Genomic DNA, 16,394 nt, shown 5'->3' with positions numbered 1-16,394 from the left:
CTTTGCATTTCAGAGTTCGGGTTACGGCCGGGACCTGCCTGTGGCAGGTCCACGGCCGAAGATTGTTGGGTCAAGATTTGCCGGTTGCCGGTTTTTGCGGCAATCCCTCATAGGCGGCGACGATCCGCGCCACCAGTTCATGGCGGATGACGTCTTCCGCGGTGAATTTCACCTGCGCAATGCCTTCGACGCCGTCGAGCAGCTTGACCGCTTCGGCAAGCCCGGAGGCCTGGCCGTGCGGCAGGTCGACCTGCGACGGATCGCCGGTGATGATCATGCGGCTGTTCTCGCCGAGCCGGGTCAGGAACATCTTCATCTGCATCGTCGTCGTGTTCTGGGCTTCGTCGAGAATGATGACGGCATTGGTCAGCGTGCGGCCGCGCATGAACGCCAGCGGTGCGATCTCGATCTCGCCGGCCTGCAGCGCGCGCTCGACAATGCGTGAATCCATCAAATCGTACAGCGCGTCGTAGATCGGCCTTAAGTAAGGATCGACCTTTTCCCGCAAGTCACCGGGCAGGAAGCCGAGCCGCTCGCCGGCCTCGACCGCCGGCCGCGACAGGATGATGCGATCGACTTCCTTGCGTTCGAACAATTGTGCGGCATGCGCCACCGCAAGCCATGTCTTGCCGGTGCCCGCCGGGCCTACGCCGAACACCAGCTCGTGGCGCTTCAGCGCGCGGATGTAGGAATCCTGCGCGGCCGTTCGCGCCCGCACTGGGCGCTTGCGCAGGTTAATGGTCTCGAACGAGGTCTTGGCGGCCTTGGGGTCGAACTCGAACAGCGAGCCCTGTGCGAGCACGGCGCGGATCGCGCCTTCGACCTCGCCCTGCGAGAGATCGTGACCTTGCACAGCCTGTGCGTAGAGCGTCTCCAGCACGCGCCGCGCGGCGTCGCAGCCGTCGCGGGAGCCGGCGATGGTGATGTGGTTGCCGCGGGAATCGACGACGATGCCGAGCCGCCGTTCGACCAGCGCCAGGTTTTGTCCGTAGGGGCCGACAAGCGCGGAAGCGGCGCGGTTGTCGTCGAAGTCGATGACGACCTGGGTTTCGGGCGGAATTTGCATGTCGCGGTCAAATTTGCGGCTAGGAGCGAGCGAAGACGAATCCGATGCGCTTTTGGGCAAGGGTTCAGGCTCCAATTTCTTGAGAAGGATTGGTTTGTTGAGAAGAATTGGTCATGGTTGAAAGTGTTGAAGACATTGGCCGTGCGGCAGCGCCGGCGAGTTCGCCGAGCAGGCTGTAACGCTCGAGGCTTCCGATCGTGACCGGCAACACCCGTCCGATGATGTCAGGCGAGGCAAAGACATGCGCGGGCTGAAGGTACGCGGTGCGGCCGACGATCTGGCCGGGATTGCGGGCCGCGCGTTCGAACAGCACATCGACGGTGTTGCCAATCATGGCCTTGTTGAAGGCCGATTGCTGGCTGTCGATCAATCCCTGGAGCCGCACCAATCGCTCGTCCATCTCAGCCGCTGACACCGTCTCCTGCATGTCCGCCGCCGGCGTGCCGGGCCGAGGCGAATATTTGAACGAATATGCCGTAGCGTATCCGATTTGCATGACAAGCGCGAGGGTCGCGGCAAATTCTCCCTCGGTTTCGCCGGGGAAGCCGACGATAAAATCCGATGAAAAAGCAATATCTTGGCGGGCGTCGCGAAAACGGTCGATGACGCGGCGGTAATCATCGGCGGTATGCTTGCGGTTCATGGCGGCCAGGACCCGGTCGGAGCCGGACTGCACCGGAAGATGCACGAACGGCATCAGCGCAGCGAGATCGCGATGCGCCGCAATGAGCGAGTCATCGACATCGCGGGGATGACTGGTCGAGTAGCGCAGCCGCGCGATACCTTCGATTTCGGCCAGCCGATGCAACAGCATGCCGAGCGGCCAGGTCCGTCCGTCGGGGCCTTCGCCGTGATAGGCGTTGACATTCTGGCCGATCAGCGTGATCTCGCGCACGCCGTTGTCGGCCAGCCGCTTCACATCGTCGACGATTTTTGCGACCGGGCGCGACACTTCCGCGCCGCGCGTATAGGGCACCACGCAGAAGGTGCAGAACTTGTCGCAGCCTTCCTGCACGGTGACGAAAGCGGAGATGCCGCGCGCACGGATCGCGTCCGGTTTGGGGGCGGGGAGGAAACCGAACTTGTCCTCGACCGGGAATTCGGTCTCCAGCGCGCGGCCATGGGTTTTCGCGTGCGCCAAAAGCTGCGGCAGGTGATGATAGCTCTGCGGCCCGACCACGACGTCCACGGTTGGTGCGCGGCGGATGATCTCCTCACCCTCGGCCTGCGCGACGCAGCCCGCGACCGCGATGCGCATCTCACGGCCATTGCGTGCCGCCTCATCCTTGGCGACCCGCAGCCGACCGAGCTCGGAGTAGACCTTCTCGGAGGCTTTTTCCCGGATATGGCAGGTGTTGAGGATCACCAGATCCGCATCCTCGGCGCTGTCAGTCTCGACAAAGCCTTCCGGCCCCAGCGTGTCCACCATGCGTTGCGCATCGTAGACGTTCATCTGGCAGCCATAGGACTTAATATGCAGCTTGCGCGGCGGCTTCATGGAACCTGAGTGCTGGTGGAAAAGGCGCCCTGACGGCGGCTGGGGCTCAGATATAGCCTAAATGGCCAAAAAGCCAGCGGTTGAGGCCGTCATTTCGGGGCGCGAACGCATCCCCCCGGAACGACGGGCAGGCTCAATCCGCCTTGCCCCAGAGATCGAACAGTTCGGGCGGCGGAACCTCCACCCATTCATTGCCGAGGTTGATGCGGTAGGGGGTGCCGGCCGATGCGGACAGGCGCCACAATTCTGGATCGACGGGGCGGCCGTTGGCGCGCACCCATCGGGCGATCGGATCGAGCGCCGCCGTCTGCTTTGCAGGCGCCAGGGTAAATCCGCCAAGCATGACGAAGCGCAGTTGCCTGTCCGAGGCCAGCCGTTCGATGTCCGACGGCGTCAGGATCGGATCGTCGCCGAGATAGCCGCCGATCGCCATGACGGGCAGGCCGGTCGCGATAATGAGCGGCGCAGCGACGTTGGCGTTGGGGACCGCGACGAGAAACTTTGCGGCCTCGCGATGGGCGATCAGGTAGCCGGTGAGCTTCTGGCGGGCGGCGTCCAGCCGCGATGTCCGCAAGGCCGCACGCTCGGTATCCGACGGCGCGAGCAGGGCGGTCATATTGGCAACCGGCGCCGCGATGTTGGGGCGTCTCAGAACGACGCTCGCGGCGGTCAAGGCAGGCGCAACGAGCAGCGCGCCGATGGCCGCGCCTGCGAACAGTATTGCGAATCTGCTGCCCTGCTGCGGCAATGCATAAAGGACGGCCGCGCAAATCCCGGCGATCCCGATCGACGTCAGCCATGTCAGGCTGAGCCAATCGGATCCGATTCCCTCGGACTGCGCCATGCAGAGATAGGTTTGCCAGGCGGCCGTGGCCACGATGATCAGCGGCAAATATATCCGCCCTGGCTTGCCCGCTTTCCACCTCGACCAGAACCCGGCGACGGCGATGCCGGAAAACACGGCGAGTGGCGGACCGAGCACGGCGACGTAGTAGGTGTGGATCAATCCGCCCGCAAAGCTGAGCACGATCCAGTACATCACGAGCCAGCCGGTCCACACACCGGCGCTGATGCGGCGTGACACGGGCGCGCCCGGACCCCGTGTGTCCGACCAGGCGAGAACGAGGCCCGCGAGCGCGAGCGGAAGCAGCCAGGCGAACTGTGTCGCGGCCCTCGGCCGAAACAGGCGGAGAGGGCCTGTTGCCGAGTCGTCGGTCATAACGGGCTGCGGCCGAACTTGCGCGCTTGCAGGCGCCGTCTCGCCCGAGATGGTGGATGCGGAGTTTGCCGGAATGCCTGCGGGCGTAACGAAGCGGGCTGCGCCATTGTGCACTAGCGCAAGCTCCAGCATGGAGTTGTGTTTGGTGCTGCCCGCATAGGGCCGGTCGCGAACCGGCGTGAGATCGAAGAGGATCGCCCATGACAGCGAGACGGCGACGAGGGCGATGCCCGCGATGGCCTGTCGCCGGACATGCCAGGTGACTGGAGCCGCCGGCTGCGCGAGGCTGAACGTCAAGGCCAGCACGGGAGCCAGCACCAGCGCAGTTCCCATCTTGACGTTGAAGCCTACGCCGAGCGCGGCCATCGCGGCGCAGTACATCGCGAGCCGGCCGGTTTCGGCCGCGCGCATCGCGAGCCACACGCCGGCCAGCAGCACCAGGATGAGACAGCTATCGGTATTGTTGGAGCGGTCGACGGCAACATTGACCGGGCTGAGCGCGAGCGACAGCGCGGCGATAGCCCCCGCCGTCCCGCCCCAATATTTCCGCACCAGAACGTAAATCAAGAGGATCGCGGCCAATCCCGCCATCACCTGGGCAAGCAGGATCGGAAGCGCGCCAAAGCCGAACAGCTTGGCGCTGGCGACCTGCAGCCAGATCGCCACGGGCGGCTTGTCGATGGAAACAAAGCCTGCGGGGTCGAACGCGTTGAAGATGAAATTGTGCCAGCTACCCAGCATGCTGCGCACGCCTGCGGCGTAGTACTGCCTTGCAAAATCGTTCTGCGAAAGCTGCCAGGTTCGCGCAAGCACAGCCACCGCCGCAACGAGCGTGAGCGGCAAGGCCGCCTTCAACATCAAGGCTGCCTTTGATATCTGGCTGTCAGGTAATTTCACGATGCGCGCGCTCCCCTCACGCAGGTCCATCGGAAACTATCACCTGCGGGTCTCGCGCCCAGTTAACTCGCGGCAAGATTCTTGATCTGATGCCGGCAGTGACGCCGGACTTCAACCATGCGATGCAGGATTAACCGGCCGTTCGACCGATGCGCGCAATCAGGTCGGGCAGTTGCCGCATATCGTCGAAGATCATGGCGGCACCGGCGGCGCGCAGCATCTCGGCATGGCCCGGCTGACAATGGCTGCCGCCGTGGAAACCGAGCACCGTCATCCCGGCGGCGCGGCCGCCGGTGACACCGGGAACGCTATCTTCGATCACGATGCAGCGTTCGGGCGGTGCGTTCATTTGCTCGGCCGCGAATAGAAACAGATCGGGCGCGGGCTTGCCGCGGCTGACCTGCGTCGCGGAGAAAATATGCGGCGCGAGTTGGTCGTAGAGGCCGGCGCAGGTGAGGCCGTGGCGAATCTTTTCGGGCGTTCCGCTGGAAGCGACGCATTTGGGCAGGCGTATCGCGCCGATCGCCTTGCCGACATGCGCGATCGCCTGCAAATCGCCCTCGTAAAATTTCAGCGTGGCCGCCTTCACCTGTTGTTCGAAGTCATCAGGCAGCTTCCGGTCGATCTCGCGCTCGATCGTTTGGCGCGCCTCGCGGTCAGACACGCCGAGAAAGCGAACGAGCACCTGTTCGGAAGTGATCGGATAGCCATGACGCGTCAGCGTCTCCGCATGGGCACGACACGAAATGACTTCGCTGTCGACCAGCACGCCATCGCAGTCGAAGATGACCAGATCGAAATTCGGATTCAAGTTGGCACGCGATCAAGATTTCTCTTCGTCGAGCGGCACGCAATACAATTCCAGCCGATGATCGACCAGCTTGTAGCCGAGCTTGCGGGCGATCTCGGCCTGCAATTTCTCGATCTCCTCGGAGGTGAACTCGATCACCTTGCCGTCGCGCAGATTGATCAGATGATCGTGGTGGCTATCGGGCATCTGCTCGTAGCGCGCGCGCCCCTCGCGGAAATCGTGCCGCTCGATGATCCCGGCGTCTTCGAACAACTTGACGGTGCGATACACCGTCGAGATCGAGATCTTGTCGTCGACCGCGACACAGCGCCGGTAAAGTTCCTCGACGTCGGGATGGTCGACCGAATCGGCCAGCACGCGCGCGATCACCCGGCGCTGTTCGGTCATGCGCATACCGGTGGCGGCGCAGCGGGCCTCGATGCCGGTATTCTTGTGCGCAGGCGGGGATTTCAGTACGGGCATGGTCTCAGGGCCTTCGGACGCAGGTCGGGGGTCTTTTGCCACCCGGCGCACATTACGACAAGTCACGCCGCATCAGAAGTGCATTCAATTGCTCGCCGCCGGGCTGCTGATAATAGCGTTCCCGGCGGCCAACGACCTCAAATCCGGCCCATTCATACAGCCGCCGCGCCGGCTGATTATTTTCTTCGACCTCGAGGAACACCTTGCGTACGCCGCGGCCTGCGAGATGACCGAGATGCGTCAGCAACAGGTTGCGCGACAGACCGCGGCCACGTTGGGTCGCATCGATGGCGATCGACAGTAACTCCGCCTCGTCGGCCGCTATGCGCGACACCGCAAAGCCGATAATCTTGCGCCCCTGTCTGAGCCGGTGAACGAGCGTATTGCGCTCGGTCAGCATGACCTCGAATTCACCTTCGCCCCAGCCGCGGTGAAACGATGCGCCATGCAGTTGCGCCAGACGCGTCGCGTCGCGCTGGCTGGCCGGTTCGATCACGGCCGTGCCGCCGCTCCACCATTCGGAGAGCCATGTCATCGCGAGGCCGGCGGCTGTGCTGCGCTCGCCAGCGGATCCTTCGGCGGCTTGGCATCGGGCGCGCGCAGATAATAGGGCCGTGCCGGTGAGCTTTCGGGATTGACGGCGGCCCCCAGCCACGCCACCCAGGCGATATCGGGCGCGGCCTGCTGATCGATTCTGAAGGGCGGCGCTGCATCGGTCGGCCAGCGGTCGGCGAGAATTTTCGCGGCATTGCCTATCAGATGCGGCGTGCCGAAGCGCGCTGCGTCGAGCGCTTCCGCGATTGGCGCCACTTTCGCCTTGATGAGCGAACGGCCGTCGCCGCCCAGCATCTGGAAATAGACATGATCATGCCGCGCATCGACGGCGGATATCACCGGATGCTCGCTGGTCTCGCTGACGATGGGGGCGGCAAACGCGGTCAGTGTCGTCACGCCGACGACCGGCTTGCCGGCGGCGAGCGCTATGCCGCGGGCGGCGGAAAGGCCGACGCGCAATCCGGTAAAGCTGCCGGGACCGGTCGTCGCGGCGATGCGGTCGAGCGCGGCAAAGGCAACGCCGGATGCCTTCATCACGCGCGCGATCAGCGGCATCAGGGCTTCGGCATGACCGCGCTTCATCGCCTGCGATTCTTGCGCGATGACCCCGCCTGCGCTGGTGTCGAGCACGGCCGCGGCGCAGGAATCAAGCGCGGTATCGATGGCGAGGATCAGCATGAGGAGAGGTATAGCAGACGCGCAATCATCACGTCATGTTTTGCGGCGCGTAGGGTGGGCAAAGCGAAGCGTGCCCACCATGCGACGACACGGATAAACGATGGTGGGCACGGCGCTCACGCGCCTTTGCCCACCCTACGACACCAACTCACACCGGCCGGACTTCGACCACGTCGGGCACGAAATGCCTCAGCAGATTCTGGATGCCGTGCTGCAGCGTCGCCGTCGAGGACGGGCAGCCGGCGCAGGAGCCCTTCATGTTGAGGTAGACGACGCCGTCCTTGAAGCCACGGAAGGTGATGTCGCCGCCGTCATTGGCCACCGCCGGCCGCACCCGCGTCTCGATCAGGTCCTTGATGGTCGCGACCGTATCGGCGTCGGCCTCGTTGAAGAACTCGCCTTCCTCGTCGGTGGCCTCGTCGTTGCCGGCAGTCCCGTCCGCCAGCAGCGGCGCGCCGGACATGTAGTGCTCCATGATGGCGCCGAGGATCGCGGGCTTGAGGTGCTGCCAGTCGCCGTCCGCCTTGGTCACGGTGACGAAATCGTAGCCGTAGAACACGCCGGAGATGCCGGGCACGTCGAACAGACGCTCGGCGAGCGGCGAGCGGGCGGCGGCTTCGCGGCTGGCGAATTCCATCGTGCCGGTGTCGAGCACGGTACGGCCTGGAATGAATTTCAGGGTGGCGGGATTGGGCGTGGCTTCGGTTTGAATGAACATTGCTTTTCTCCGGCGTCGCCGGTTCAAGGCCGGCGCGTGGGGCTTCCCATAGCAGATGGCGACGGGGCGTGCACGATCAAGGGGCGCAGATCAGCAATTCCGCAGGTAAATCAAGCCTTAGGACAGGCCGTCGATGTCCGAATCGCTGAGATCGCCGGAAACGATGACGACGGGAATCGGGAACGAGCCAGCGGCCTGCGCCATCATGCTGATCAGGGGGCCGGGGCCCTCGGGGCCTGGATTGGCCGCCAGCACCAGCATCGAAATATCGACGTCCTTGTCGATCACATCGAGTATCTGGGCGGTCGGATCGCCCTCGCGAATCACCCGCTCCGGCGTGATTGCGGCGATGCCGTTGGCGCGGCCGGCGGCGCGGTCGAGCGCTTCATTGGCGGCGTCCTCGGCCTCGGCGCGCATCAGGTCGGCTACCCCCAGCCATTGCTGGTTCTGGTCCTCGATGGCGATGATGCGCAGCATCACCACGCCGCCGCCGACCCGCACCGCCCAGCGGCTGGCGTAGTACACCGCGCGGTCCCACTCCGCGGTGTCGTCAACGATGACAAGGCATTTTGGCTTGTGACCCGTTTCGTAGCTTCGTCGCTGGGTGGTCATGCATGTCCCGGTGCTGCGCCAAACCGCCGCATGGTGCCACGGCGCAGCCGCCTTCGACAAGCGGCGTCGCTGTTGCAACGCCGCGAGAGCCATAGCGTTTTCGAGCGAAGTGGGTACCGGTTCGCGTGAAGAAAACGCGTCAAAACAAGAATCTCTAGCTCTTTCGGATGAAACCGATGATATCCTTGGCCGCGCGCATGGTTTCGTCGGCGATGACGCGGGCGCGGTCGGCGCCGTCGATCAATATTTTGTCGACATGGCCGGGGTCGGCGACCAGACGTTTCATTTCGGAAGCGATCGGCGAGAGTTTTGCCACGCAAAGTTCCACCAGCGCGTTCTTGAAGCTGGAGAACTGCCCGCCGCCGAATTCCTTCAAAACGTCGGCCTTGCTGCGCTCGGACAGCGCCGCATAGATGCCGACGAGGTTGTCGGCCTCGGGCCGGCTCTCCAGGCCTTTTTCCTCCGACGGCAGCGGTTCCGGATCGGTCTTCGCCTTGCGGATTTTCTGCGCGATGGTGTCGGCATCGTCGGTCAGGTTGATGCGCGAATTGTCCGAGGCATCCGACTTCGACATCTTCTTGGTGCCGTCGCGAAGCGACATCACCCGCGTCGCCGGCCCCGTGATCAGCGGTTCGGGTTGCGGGAAGAACAGCCCGTCATTGAAGCCGTGGCCGCGAATCGAATCGCCAAAATCGTTGTTGAACTTTTGCGCGATGTCCCGCGACAGCTCCAGATGCTGCTTCTGGTCCTCGCCGACAGGCACATGCGTGGCGCGATAGAGCAGAATATCCGCCGCCATCAGCACCGGATAATCGTACAGCCCGACGGACGCGTTCTCGCGGTCCTTGCCGGCCTTCTCCTTGAACTGCGTCATGCGGCTGAGCCAGCCGACCCGCGCCACGCAATTGAAGATCCAGGTCAGCTCGGCATGGCCGGCGACCTGGCTCTGGTTGAACACGATGTGCTTGTTCGGATCGATGCCGGCGGCGATGAAGGCCGCGGTGACCTCGCGCGTGTTGCGGGCAAGCTCCGTCGGACCGCCCCAGACGTCCACGCCTTGCGTGATCGCGTGCATGTCGACGACGCAATAGATGCAGTCATGGGTTTCCTGCATCTTCACGAAGTTGACGATCGCGCCGAGGTAATTGCCGAGATGCAGATTGCCCGTCGGCTGAACGCCGGAAAATACTTTTTCAACAAAAGCCATAGTCAGCTTCCCGAGGATGCCTGTTTCGCGCTGTCGTTTGCCACGCAGGGGCTATTCGCGCAAGCCGCTAGACCTTGGATTGCCTGAAGGCGTTAACCGCCTCGCGCCAGCCGGTGACGCGGAGAAGCCGCAGAAACAGGCCGTAAATCGCAATTCCCGCCGCTATCACGGCAAGCCACAGGACGGCCTGCACAAACCCGTGCGCGTCCGAACTGAGCGCCGGCAGCGACCGCGTCGCCAGCCACAGCAGCGCGCCCATCGCGAGCGCTGATAGCGCGATGCGCGGCAGCCGCCGCCGCGCTTCTGCATCGATCGAGAATCCAAACGTCTCGGCGCCGCGGCGGATCAGGCTGAACGCCATGCTCCACGCGCCAAGCGCAATCGCCGCCGCAATGCCCTCAGTGCCGTACCAATGGCTGAGCAGGAAGGCGATAGCGATCGCCAGCACCACGCCCTTGAGTGCTGCGACCAGCGGCGTCATCGTATCCTCGCGCGCGAAGAACGCCGGCGATAATGCTTTCATCAGCACATGCGCCGGCAGCGCCAGCGTCAGCCACATCAGCGCGCGGGCGGTGGCTTTCGTGTCATCAGCCGTGAAGGCGCCATGCTCGAACAACAGCCGCACGATTGGCTCGCTCAGCACCATCAGCCCGAGCGTGGCCGGCAGCGCCAGCCCAACCGCGAGTTCAAGCCCGCGCGATTCCGCATGCGCCACGGCGGCGCGATCCTCGGCCCGAACCGCGCGCGTCAATTCCGGGATCAGCACCGTGCCCATGGCGACGCCGACGATGCCGAGCGGCAGCTCGACCAGGCGGCCTGCAAAATAGAGCCACGACACCGCCGACGGCGACGACGACGCGATGATCGCGCCTGCCACCATCAGCAGCTGCGGCGCGCTCGACGCCATCATGCCGGGCGCGGCCTTGGCCAGGAAGCCGCGGATTTCCGCATCGAACGAAATCCGCAAAGATCCGGCGATGTTGCCGCCACGGCGCAACACCAGCACCGATAGCTGCAACAGCCCGGCAATGCCGACAGTCGCGGCGACGATTTGCGCTGATAGCACCGCATCCGGCCGTATGGCGAGCAGGACGACCATCACCGCGATCAGCGCGATATTAAATAGCAGCGGCGAAAACGCCGTCAGCGCAAAACGGCCTTGCGCGTTCAACAATGCCATCATCACGGTCACTGGCCCTGCAAAGGCGAGGTACGGCAGCATCAGCCGCGCATTGTCGGTGGCGAGCTGCAGCGTCTCGCGCCCCGAGAACCCCGGCGCCAGCGCTGTGATCACAAGCGGCATCGCCAGCGCGAGCACCGCTGTGGCTGCGATCAACGCTGTTGTCACCGTGCCGAGCACGCGCCCCGCGAACGCCGCCGCTGCCACAGCCCCATCGGTTTCACGCACCCGCAGCCATGCCGGTACCAGCGCCGCGTTCAGCCCGCCCTCGGTCAACAGCCGCCTGATGACATTCACCAGCTGAAACGCCGCCAGGAAAGCATCCGCGGCGGCGCCCGCGCCGAGCAGCGCGGCCAGCGCCGAATCGCGCACGAACCCCAGCAGCCGCGAGGCCAGCGTTCCCGAGGATACCGTGAGAAAGGAGCGGATCATTGCGGGGTGTATAGCAGCCGCTTGCCCAACCCGTCATGCCCGGGCTTGTCCCGGGCATCCACGTCTTTACGGTCTCTCGGCGACGAAGACGTGGATGGCCGGGACAAGCCCGGCCATGACGAAAGACTTTCGGCATGGTGGGTAGCGGCCCCCCGCTTCCCTTGCTGGCGCGGGGCCGATCTGGTAGGCCGCAGCCTTAGCCGCGCTCGGCTTCTTCGCGCAAACAGCCGTAAACAGGACGGATGAATGACTGACGCAAAATACGACGTTCTCGGGATCGGCAATGCGATTTTCGACGTCTTCGCGCAAACCGATGAGAAGTTCCTTAGCCAGCACGGCATGGCCAAGGGCGGCATGGCGCTGATCGACGAGGCCCGCGCCATTTCGATCTACCGCGACATGGGCCCGGCCACGGAAGTCTCCGGTGGCTCCTGCGCCAATACCATCGTCGGCGTCGCCGGCTTCGGCGCGCGGGCCGCCTTCATCGGCAAGGTCAAGGCCGACCAGATCGGCACCCTCTACAGCCACGATATCAGAGCCGCCGGCGTCGCCTTCGAGACCAGGGCGGCCGCTGATGGACCCGCCACCGGCTGCTCCTACATCCTGGTGACGCCGGACGGCGAGCGCACCATGAACACCTATCTCGGCGCCGCGCAGGACCTTAACCCATCGGACATCGATGAAACGCAGATCGCAGCCGCGCGCATCGTTTATCTCGAAGGCTATCTCTGGGATCCGAAGAACGCCAAGGAAGCCTTCGTCAAGGCAGCTAGCATTGCGCACGCGGCCGGCCGCCAGGTGGCACTGACGCTGTCGGATTCCTTCTGCGTGGATCGTTATCGTGACGAGTTTCTCGACCTGATGCGCAAACGCACGGTCGATCTCGTGTTCGCCAACGAGGCCGAGCTGCATTCGCTGTACCAGACCTCGGATTTCGATGGTGCGCTGAAGCAGCTGCGCCTCGACACCAAGCTCGCCGTCGTCACCCGCAGCGAAAAAGGCTGCGTGGTGGTGTCATCCGACGGCGTCACATCAGTGCCGGCCTTCCCGATTCAAAAGCTCGTCGACACCACAGGCGCCGGCGACCTGTTCGCCGCTGGCTTCCTGTTCGGCCTGGTGCGTGATGCCAGCCACGAGACGTGCGGCCGGCTGGGGGCTCTGGCGGCGGCAGAGGTGATCCAGCACATCGGCGCAAGGCCGCAGGTGTCGCTGAAGGAGCTGGCGGGGCAGAACGGGTTGCCGGTGTAGGGAGCGGCCTACTCGTATTAGCTTGAGACAGGAAAAGAGCTGTCGCCATGCCTTCGGACGGTTTCACAATACGAATTTTCGTGCCCGATGGTGACCCTGAGGGCGTTAGAATAATCGATCGCATGGCTTCCACGGGACTCGCCATAACGTTTCCCCGAGTGCAATGGCCCAATATTAAGGCTCGTCCAGAGTTTCAGCGGGCGGGCGTTTACGTCCTCTCCGGATACGCGACGGACGACGCGGAACTGCCGACGTTGTACATTGGTCAAGGCGACGGAGTGCTCGATCGTATCGAGAGCCACTACTCGGGGAAGGATTTCTGGGACTGGGGTTTTGCGTTCGTTACGAAATCCACTGATAGTGGATTCAACCGAGCGCATATTACTTGGCTCGAACACATGCTTATTACACGGGCCCGGCTCGCAGGCCGTAGTCATCTCAACAACGGAAACATTCCGACAGAGCCGACTCTTTCTGAAGCTGACAAAGCTGATACGTACCTGTTTCTAAGGGAAATATTTCAGGTGTTGCCGTTGGTCGGATTGCGCGCATTTGAGATCCCGGTGCCGGTGGCCACGCCAAATGCTTCGGGCGAGATTGTGCCTGCGGCTCCGAAGGTTACTGATGAGCCGGATACCGTCATCGTGCCTGCGCAGAAAGATGGCTTCGAGGAAGTTTTCTTACGTCAAAATGCTTGGTGGGCTATTCGTATTGGTGGAGGCATGATTCCTAAGGTCAAGTATATTGCAGCCTATCAAAGCAATCCTGTTAGTGCGGTAACGCACGTTGCGCCTGTTGCCTCGATTGAACCTTACGGAGAAGACGGCAAGTACAAATTAAACTTCTCCGCACCGGCAAAACCGATTGATCCGATTCCATTTGCAGACGCTCCGTCAGGATCGATGCAAGGACCGCGCTACACAACGTATGCACGTTTGATGGCAGCAAAGAAGGTAACTGACCTCTTTCCAAAGTAGAGTGCTCGCTCAAATCAACCGTCGTCCGAGACAGCCGACCTCCCTCGCCCCAGCACTGATTTGCCCGACGGCGCAAATCAAAAAACGATCTTCCGCAAAAATAATCCGCTTCTCGTTTCCCCCAAATCACCCTTACAACCTCCGGTATCCCGTCCCCCAAGAGGGGCGTTTCGCGATCGTCACTGAACGCGGGGCGGGGTGCGGTGGACGCGGCAGCGTCGGGCGCGCAAACGTCGTCGCAGGGCGGGCTCTCTTGAGTTCGTGAGCGAAGGGACGGCACGCCGACGACCGATGCTAAGCCGCTCTTCGTCAGACTTCGGCGGGTGGGTACCAAGCCCGTCGAGACCCTTGGCGTTGGGCGTGTCGCGTACGGCCAAGTCGTGTGGTCCTGGCACCCGTTGCTGGTGTCAAGTCCGCGGAGGATGTGCCGGCCCGACCGGGCAGGCCCCATCCATCAATCCGCGGATGACGGTGGCTAAAGGAATTCGCACACCGGGGAGAGCACGAAGTACGCCGTAAAACCATTGCGCAGGGAAGGCCGGATGCTCTCCGCTGGACCTGTATGCTCGTGTGCGCGTTTTTTGCGCAATTGCACACGAGACCGCGGGTGCAGCGCGCACCCGGTCTTCCCTGCGCCCTCTTTATCCAAGGAGGGCGAACGAGATGCAAACCTCGGGCAGTTCATGCCGCGAGATCGTGAAATCATGTCGGCCGTTACATCCGTCGAAGGTGCGTCAATCACAGCCGTCATTGCGAGCGAAGCGAAGCAATCCATTCTTTCCTTGCGCCGCACGATGGATTGCTTCGCTTCGCTCGCAATGACGACAGAGACACCAGTGATGGATTCGATAGGCCCCGGCGGACGGGATGCCCCGCATGCGCGGGGCATGACGACTGTAAGTGGGGCGAGGGCGCGCCAAGCAACGCCGCGCCGCCCTCGTTCCTCTATTTTACGCCGCGCGCTGGCCGCTGCCGGCATCGAGCCCGGCATAGACCCCGCGCTCGAAGCCTGCAAAAGCCTCCAGGCACTTGGCGTCGGCGAACGGCAACAGCTGCATCAGGATCACGCCGGCGACGTTGCGCGCCGGATCGATCCAGAAATAGGTGTTGGCGAGGCCGGCCCAGGCGAGGCTGCCGGCGCTGCGGCCCTCGGGCGTTTTGGCGGTGTTGATCAGGAAGGAGAGGCCCCACTTCTTCACCATGTCGGGATAGAGATCGACATCGTTGGTGTAGACCGGCGCCACCGTCACCATCTTGCCCATGGTGAGATCGCCGATGTGGTTCTGGCTCATCAGTGCGACCGTCTCGGGCTTGAGCACCTGGTTGCCGTTGCCGCGGCCGTTGTTGAGGATCATCTGGGTGAACGTGATGTAATCGGCCGCCGTGCCGTAAAGGCCGCCGCCGCCCATATGAAATTCCGGCGCCTGTTCGAGCTCGAACGGCATCGGCGCCAGCGATCCGTCCTCGCCGCGCGCATGCATGCCGACCAGCCGCTGGCGCATCGAGTCCGTGATCTTGAAGGCGGTGTCGTTCATGCTGAGCGGCGCGAACATGTTCTCGTGCAAATACACATCGAGCCGCTTGCCGCTCACCGCTTCGATCGCCTTGCCGACAAAATCGATGTTGGTGCCGTATTCCCAGCGCGTGCCGGGGTCGCTCGCGAGTGGCGTTGTCAGCGCGGCGTTCAGGCAGGAGATGACGCCGGGCGTGCCGGTCTTCTCCATGTATTTCCCGATGTCGCCGTTCCACATCTCGTAGCAGAAGCCGGCGGTGTGGGTCATCAGATGCCGCAGCGTGATCGGCTTGGTGGCGGGGCGCAGCTTCGGCTCGCCGCTGTCGTCAAAACCTTCCAGCACCTGCGGGTTGGCCAGATCGGGCAGCAGCTTGCCAATCGGCTCGTCGAGGGAGAGCTTGCCTTGCTCGACAAGCTGCATGCCGGCCGCGGTCGTGATCGCTTTCGTCATGGAGGCGATCCAGAACACGCTGTCGGCGGTCATGGCATCGTCCTTGGAAAGATCCCGCTTGCCGAACGCGCCTTGATAAATCACCTCGCTGCCGGTCGCCGCCATCGCGACCACGCCGGGAATCTCCCTGGCCTCGCATTTCTGACGCAGAATCTGGTCGATCTCCGCTTTGCTTTGCATGGGTCTCCTCCGCCTTGTTTTTTATGGAAGTGGAACGATCTTCCTCCCGGCCGCCCCATCCCGCAAGCGTCCGCGCTCAGCCGCCGCGGATGTCGCGATCTCGTGATGGGCAAAGGGGGCGTGGAGTGGCGTGGGCAGGAGGCGCGGGGGTCCATCCGGCACCAAACTGCAACACCTCGCTGCAATCCGCGGTGGACGAAGTGCAATGGCGGTGACCCTGCTTTGCATCCACGATAACGTGATTTCGCCACGATTCCCGTCGCCGATTTTTTGCAGTAAAGCGTTCAAATTCCAGCACAAACGCCAGCGCGTTGGCTGGCTCAATTGACGAAAATTGTTTCATTTCCGAACGTTTTGAAGGTGCGCAATGATTTCGACCTGGAGTGAATGGAAGCGGTATCCCCGTGCCGGGCGGGGCGAGAACATCGAGGCGCCGATCTCGCCTGGCATTTACGAAGTCCGCTACGCCGGCACCGGCGCGCTGCATTCCTTTGAGGCGGTCGATAACGTCGCCCAGGCCCTGGCGCAGCTTTCAGTCGGGTCCAAATCCTGGTTCGCCCGCCGCGAACCCGCCAAGCTGCCCGACCTCGAATACCGCACCTGCGCGACCTCCTCGAAGGCCGATGCCAAAGCCGCTGCGCAACGCATGGTCGGCCGCCGCGAAACCTATATGAGCGGCGCGGCCTGACC

15 protein-coding genes are annotated in these 16,394 nt (G+C 63.3%); 3 read left to right on the top strand and 12 right to left on the bottom strand.

The window, feature by feature from the left end; translation table 11 throughout:
* Nucleotides 1-70: 70 nt before the first annotated feature.
* The 11 genes from V1279_RS34505 to murJ form a co-directional block, all read right to left on the bottom strand.
* On the bottom strand, nucleotides 71-1,126 hold the full coding sequence (locus tag V1279_RS34505) for a PhoH family protein (RefSeq protein WP_334445203.1): 1,056 nt from the start codon (nucleotides 1,124-1,126) through the stop codon (nucleotides 71-73).
* 4 nt (nucleotides 1,127-1,130) lie between these two features.
* Nucleotides 1,131-2,564, bottom strand: coding sequence for a tRNA (N6-isopentenyl adenosine(37)-C2)-methylthiotransferase MiaB (gene miaB, locus V1279_RS34500; protein WP_334445201.1), 1,434 nt, complete (start codon nucleotides 2,562-2,564; stop codon nucleotides 1,131-1,133).
* Between the two features lie 133 nt (nucleotides 2,565-2,697).
* Nucleotides 2,698-4,680 (bottom strand): glycosyltransferase family 39 protein, encoded by a 1,983-nt coding sequence (locus V1279_RS34495; protein ID WP_334445199.1) that lies wholly within the window; start codon nucleotides 4,678-4,680, stop codon nucleotides 2,698-2,700.
* A 130-nt stretch (nucleotides 4,681-4,810) separates the two neighbouring features.
* A complete protein-coding gene (locus tag V1279_RS34490; RefSeq protein ID WP_334445197.1) occupies nucleotides 4,811-5,491 on the bottom strand; it encodes an HAD family hydrolase in 681 nt (226 codons plus the stop codon).
* Nucleotides 5,492-5,503: 12 nt separating this feature from the next.
* The gene (locus V1279_RS34485) at nucleotides 5,504-5,953 is read right to left on the bottom strand and encodes a Fur family transcriptional regulator (protein ID WP_334445195.1); all 450 of its coding nucleotides are present in this window, start codon (nucleotides 5,951-5,953) and stop codon (nucleotides 5,504-5,506) included.
* A gap of 52 nt (nucleotides 5,954-6,005) precedes the next feature.
* On the bottom strand, nucleotides 6,006-6,488 hold the full coding sequence (rimI, locus tag V1279_RS34480; protein WP_334445193.1) for a ribosomal protein S18-alanine N-acetyltransferase: 483 nt from the start codon (nucleotides 6,486-6,488) through the stop codon (nucleotides 6,006-6,008).
* On the bottom strand, nucleotides 6,485-7,186 hold the full coding sequence (tsaB, locus tag V1279_RS34475; RefSeq protein ID WP_334445191.1) for a tRNA (adenosine(37)-N6)-threonylcarbamoyltransferase complex dimerization subunit type 1 TsaB: 702 nt from the start codon (nucleotides 7,184-7,186) through the stop codon (nucleotides 6,485-6,487). Before tsaB ends, rimI begins: the two co-directional genes overlap by 4 nt.
* 148 nt (nucleotides 7,187-7,334) lie before the next feature.
* Nucleotides 7,335-7,904, bottom strand: coding sequence for a NifU family protein (locus V1279_RS34470; protein ID WP_334445189.1), 570 nt, complete (start codon nucleotides 7,902-7,904; stop codon nucleotides 7,335-7,337).
* Between the two features lie 117 nt (nucleotides 7,905-8,021).
* Complete coding sequence (locus tag V1279_RS34465) at nucleotides 8,022-8,516, bottom strand: universal stress protein (protein ID WP_334445187.1); 495 nt, start codon at nucleotides 8,514-8,516, stop codon at nucleotides 8,022-8,024.
* A 154-nt stretch (nucleotides 8,517-8,670) separates the two neighbouring features.
* Nucleotides 8,671-9,723 carry a tryptophan--tRNA ligase gene (gene trpS, locus V1279_RS34460; protein WP_334445185.1) on the bottom strand — a complete coding sequence of 351 codons (1,053 nt, stop codon included), beginning with the start codon at nucleotides 9,721-9,723 and terminating at the stop codon, nucleotides 8,671-8,673.
* Nucleotides 9,724-9,790: 67 nt separating this feature from the next.
* The gene (murJ, locus tag V1279_RS34455; RefSeq protein WP_334445183.1) at nucleotides 9,791-11,335 is read right to left on the bottom strand and encodes a murein biosynthesis integral membrane protein MurJ; all 1,545 of its coding nucleotides are present in this window, start codon (nucleotides 11,333-11,335) and stop codon (nucleotides 9,791-9,793) included.
* A gap of 246 nt (nucleotides 11,336-11,581) precedes the next feature.
* On the opposite strand from murJ, the gene V1279_RS34450 reads away from it, so the two are divergent.
* Both V1279_RS34450 and V1279_RS34445 read left to right on the top strand, forming a co-directional pair.
* Nucleotides 11,582-12,583: an adenosine kinase gene (locus tag V1279_RS34450; protein WP_334445181.1), complete on the top strand. Its 1,002-nt coding sequence runs from the start codon at nucleotides 11,582-11,584 to the stop codon at nucleotides 12,581-12,583.
* Nucleotides 12,584-12,630: 47 nt separating this feature from the next.
* Complete coding sequence (locus tag V1279_RS34445) at nucleotides 12,631-13,560, top strand: GIY-YIG nuclease family protein (RefSeq protein ID WP_334445179.1); 930 nt, start codon at nucleotides 12,631-12,633, stop codon at nucleotides 13,558-13,560.
* A gap of 950 nt (nucleotides 13,561-14,510) precedes the next feature.
* Here V1279_RS34445 and V1279_RS34440 read toward each other — a convergent pair.
* The gene (locus V1279_RS34440) at nucleotides 14,511-15,704 is read right to left on the bottom strand and encodes a serine hydrolase domain-containing protein (protein WP_334445177.1); all 1,194 of its coding nucleotides are present in this window, start codon (nucleotides 15,702-15,704) and stop codon (nucleotides 14,511-14,513) included.
* 367 nt (nucleotides 15,705-16,071) lie between these two features.
* Between V1279_RS34440 and V1279_RS34435 the strand changes: the two genes are divergently transcribed.
* Entirely contained in the window at nucleotides 16,072-16,392 is a 321-nt protein-coding gene (locus tag V1279_RS34435) for a hypothetical protein (protein WP_334445175.1), read from the top strand.
* Nucleotides 16,393-16,394 lie beyond the last annotated feature (2 nt).

Source organism: Bradyrhizobium sp. AZCC 1610 (assembly GCF_036924515.1).
In the GTDB taxonomy this organism is placed as follows: domain Bacteria; phylum Pseudomonadota; class Alphaproteobacteria; order Rhizobiales; family Xanthobacteraceae; genus Bradyrhizobium.
Note: the sequence above shows the minus strand (reverse complement) of the source record. Positions and strands in the feature narration are given on the sequence as shown.

Coding starts and splice junctions, on each gene's coding strand:
- miaB (WP_334445201.1), bottom strand. CDS start 2,564: ATGAAGCCGCCGCGCAAGCTGCATATTAAGTCCTATGGCTGCCAGATG.
- V1279_RS34485 (WP_334445195.1), bottom strand. CDS start 5,953: ATGCCCGTACTGAAATCCCCGCCTGCGCACAAGAATACCGGCATCGAG.
- rimI (WP_334445193.1), bottom strand. CDS start 6,488: ATGACATGGCTCTCCGAATGGTGGAGCGGCGGCACGGCCGTGATCGAA.
- tsaB (WP_334445191.1), bottom strand. CDS start 7,186: ATGCTGATCCTCGCCATCGATACCGCGCTTGATTCCTGCGCCGCGGCC.
- V1279_RS34470 (WP_334445189.1), bottom strand. CDS start 7,904: ATGTTCATTCAAACCGAAGCCACGCCCAATCCCGCCACCCTGAAATTC.
- V1279_RS34465 (WP_334445187.1), bottom strand. CDS start 8,516: ATGACCACCCAGCGACGAAGCTACGAAACGGGTCACAAGCCAAAATGC.
- trpS (WP_334445185.1), bottom strand. CDS start 9,723: ATGGCTTTTGTTGAAAAAGTATTTTCCGGCGTTCAGCCGACGGGCAAT.
- murJ (WP_334445183.1), bottom strand. CDS start 11,335: ATGATCCGCTCCTTTCTCACGGTATCCTCGGGAACGCTGGCCTCGCGG.
- V1279_RS34450 (WP_334445181.1), top strand. CDS start 11,582: ATGACTGACGCAAAATACGACGTTCTCGGGATCGGCAATGCGATTTTC.
- V1279_RS34445 (WP_334445179.1), top strand. CDS start 12,631: ATGCCTTCGGACGGTTTCACAATACGAATTTTCGTGCCCGATGGTGAC.
- V1279_RS34440 (WP_334445177.1), bottom strand. CDS start 15,704: ATGCAAAGCAAAGCGGAGATCGACCAGATTCTGCGTCAGAAATGCGAG.
- V1279_RS34435 (WP_334445175.1), top strand. CDS start 16,072: ATGATTTCGACCTGGAGTGAATGGAAGCGGTATCCCCGTGCCGGGCGG.